Here is a 3,330-nt window from a genome sequence, read left to right on the forward strand (position 1 = left end):
TCATCATGCCGCCCGGGAAGGTGATATAGCCGCCCATGCCCAGCACCACGTTCGGACGCACGCGGCGCACCACGCCCAGGCTTTGCCAGAACGCGCGCAGCAGGTTCAACGGCAGCAGGAACTTGGTGACGAAGCCCTTGCCGCGCACACCGCCAAAGCGCACCGGCTCCAGCGGGAAGCCGTGCTTGGGCACCAGCTGGCCTTCCATGCCACTCGCGTTGCCGAGCCACACCACCTTCCAGCCGCGCGCGGCCAGCAGTTTGGCCACCGACAGTGCGGGGAAGATGTGGCCGCCGGTACCGCCAGCCATGACGAGGAGGGTGCGCGGCGTGTTCACCGTCATACCTTGCCCCCACGCATCAGCACGCGGTTCTCATAATCAATACGCAGCAGCAGCGCGATTGCCACGCAGTTCATCAGGATGCCCGACCCGCCGTAGCTGACCATCGGCAGCGTCAGCCCCTTGGTCGGCAGCAGGCCCAGATTCACGCCCATGTTGATGAAGGCCTGCCAGCCCATCCAGATGCCCAGGCCCTTGGCGACCAGGCCGGCAAACGTGCGGTCGAGCTGCAGCGCGGTGCGGCCGATCTCGAACGAGCGGCGCACCAGCCAGTAGAACAGCAGGATCACGACCAGCACGCCGACGAAGCCCAGTTCCTCGCCGATGACCGCGAGGATGAAGTCGGTATGCGCTTCCGGCAGGTAATGCAGCTTCTCGATGCTGCCGCCCAGGCCGACGCCGGTCCACTCGCCGCGGCCGAAGGCGATCAGCGAGTGCGTCAATTGGTACGCCTTGCCCTGCGCGTATTCCTCTTGCCACGGATTCAGGTACGCGAAGATCCGCTCACGCCGCCACGGCGACAGCAGGATCAGCAGCGAGAACGTCGACACCGCCGTCAGCACCAGCCCGCCGAACAGCTTGCCGTTGACGCCGCCCAGGAACAGGATGCCCATCGCCACGGCCGCGATCACCAGGAACGCGCCCATGTCCGGCTCCAGCAGCAGCAGCGAGCCGACGAAGGCCACGGCCACGCCCATCGGCAGGAAGCCCTTGCCCACGCTCTGCATCCAGTCCTGCTTGCGCACCGTGTAGTTGGCCGCGTACAGCACCACCGCCAGCTTCATCAGCTCAGACGGCTGGAAGTTCATGACGCCCAGCGGCAGCCAGCGGCGTGCGCCGTTCACGCCCTTGCCCACGTGCGGAATCAGCACGATCACCAGCAGCACCAGCGCGATGATGAAGAGCTTGGGCGCGTACTTGTCCCAGAACTTGACCGGAATCTGGAACGCGACCACTGCGCCGATCACCCCGATCAGCAGCGAGAACACGTGGCGCACCAGGAAGTGGCCGTTGCTGTAGTTCGCGTACTTGGGCGAATCCGGCAGCGCGATCGACGCCGAATACACCATCACCAGGCCCAGGCCCAGCAGCACGATCGCCACCCACATCAGCGGCTGGTCGTATTCCATCATCTTGGAGCGCGTGGGCTTGACGCCCGACACGGCGTCGCGCAGGCCATCCCACGCGTTGCCGATGGTCGCGCCGATGAAGCCGCTGCGCTTGATCTGGGCGTCGCTCATAGAACAACTCCTCGGTCGGCAGCCAGGGCGGCCACGGCCTCGTGGAACACTTGCGCGCGGTGTTCGTAGTTGCGGAACATGTCGAAACTCGCGCACGCCGGCGAGAGCAGCACAGCATCACCCGCCTGGGCGCGCGCGGCGGCTTCCTGCACGGCGGCTTCCATCGTCGGCGCGTCGATCAACGTGACGCCACTGTTCTCCAGCGCCGCGCGGATCAGCGGCGCATCGCGCCCGATCAGCACCACGGCACGCGCGTACTGCGCCACGGGCGCGGCCAGCGGCGAGAAGTCCTGCCCCTTGCCCTCCCCGCCCGCGATCAGCACCACGCGTTTGGACAGGCCGGACAGCGCCGCCACCGTCGCGCCGACGTTGGTGCCCTTGCTGTCGTCAAAGAATTCGATGTCGTCAAACGCGGCGATCAGCTCGACGCGGTGTGGCTCGCCGGCGTAGTCGCGCAGGCCGTGCAGCAGTGCGCTCACCGGCAGGTTGATCGCCCGGCACAGCGCCAGCGCGGCCATCGCATTGGTCGCGTTGTGCAGGCCGCGGATGCGCAGCGCGTCGGCCGGCATCAGGCGCTTCAGGCGCACCGGCACCGGCGCGGTGGGGGTGGTATCACCCTTCTTGCGGCGCGCGGGCTTGGGCAGATCATCCTCGTCGGCCTCGGCCAGCACGATCCAAGGCATGCCGCCTTCGCGCAGCAGGCCGAGCGCGTCCGCCGTGGCCGGTTCGTCCGTACCGAAGGTGACATCCCCGCCGCTCTTGCTGGCGAACGCCATCACCTCGGCGTCCTGGCGATTCAGCACACGCACGGTATTGGCGCCGAAGACGCGGCCCTTGGCGGCGGCATAAGCGGCCATCGTGCCGTGCCAGTCGAGGTGATCCTGCGTGATGTTCAGGATGGTGGCGGCGTCGGCGTCCAGCGTGTGCGTGGTTTCCAGTTGGAAGCTGGACAGCTCCAGCACCCACACGTCCGGCAGCGTGCCGGCGTCGACGCACTCGGTCAGCTTGTCGAGCGCCGACGGACTGATGTTGCCCGCCACGCCGACTGTCTTGCCGGCACGTTGTGCTAGGGCGCCCGTGAGCGCAGTGGTCGTCGTCTTGCCATTGGTGCCAGTGATGGCGAGCACGCGAGGCGCGTAGCCTTGCGCGGCCTTCAGGCCGGCCAGCGCGCGGGCGAACAGTTCGATCTCGCCCCAGACCGGCACGGCGCGCTCATTGGCGGCAGCCAGCAGTGCCGCGACGTTGGCATCGAGCGGCGACAAGCCGGGGCTGATCGCCACCAGCGTCACCCCATCGAGCAGCGACACCGCAAACGGACCGCTGACGAACTCGGCGTCGGGCACGTGGGCGCGCAGCGTCGGCAGGTTGGCGGGCGCCTCGCGTGTATCGGCCACGCGCACACGTGCCCCATGGCGCGCGCACCAGCGTGCCATCGCCAGGCCGGATTCGCCCAGTCCGAGCACCAGCACGAACGGCGCGTCCAGCTCGCCGAACATACGCGGTGCCTGCACGGTCTCGACGGCCGGCACCGGCTCGGCCGAATCGAGCGTGGCGGCAACGGCTTCCACGCCCTCCCCTTCCGTCGCTTCGACGTCGGGTTGGGCGGCTGGCTCAACCGCTGCTTCCAGCGGTGTCGGCGCCATCTCGTCGTCCAGGGGTGCGATGGGTTCGGTCATGTCGGTCATGTCCGTTGCCTCACCGCAGCTTCAGGGTCGACAGGCCGATCAGCACCAGCATCATGGTGATGAC

At 67.9% G+C, this 3,330-nt stretch carries 3 protein-coding genes; all 3 read right to left on the bottom strand.

Annotated features, from left to right (window positions below):
- Nucleotides 1–343 (bottom strand): glycosyltransferase (locus tag QZ609_RS25635; RefSeq protein ID WP_295501062.1); only part of this gene is annotated, 343 nt, incomplete at its 3' end.
- Nucleotides 340–1,581, bottom strand: coding sequence for a putative lipid II flippase FtsW (gene ftsW, locus QZ609_RS25640; protein ID WP_295501066.1), 1,242 nt, complete (start codon nucleotides 1,579–1,581; stop codon nucleotides 340–342). The genes ftsW and QZ609_RS25635, both read right to left, overlap by 4 nt.
- A complete protein-coding gene (murD, locus tag QZ609_RS25645; protein WP_295501068.1) occupies nucleotides 1,578–3,077 on the bottom strand; it encodes a UDP-N-acetylmuramoyl-L-alanine--D-glutamate ligase in 1,500 nt (499 codons plus the stop codon). The genes ftsW and murD overlap by 4 nt, the downstream gene beginning before the upstream one ends.
- Nucleotides 3,078–3,330 lie beyond the last annotated feature (253 nt).

This window comes from uncultured Ralstonia sp. (genome assembly GCA_913056305.1).
In the GTDB taxonomy this organism is placed as follows: domain Bacteria; phylum Pseudomonadota; class Gammaproteobacteria; order Burkholderiales; family Burkholderiaceae; genus Ralstonia.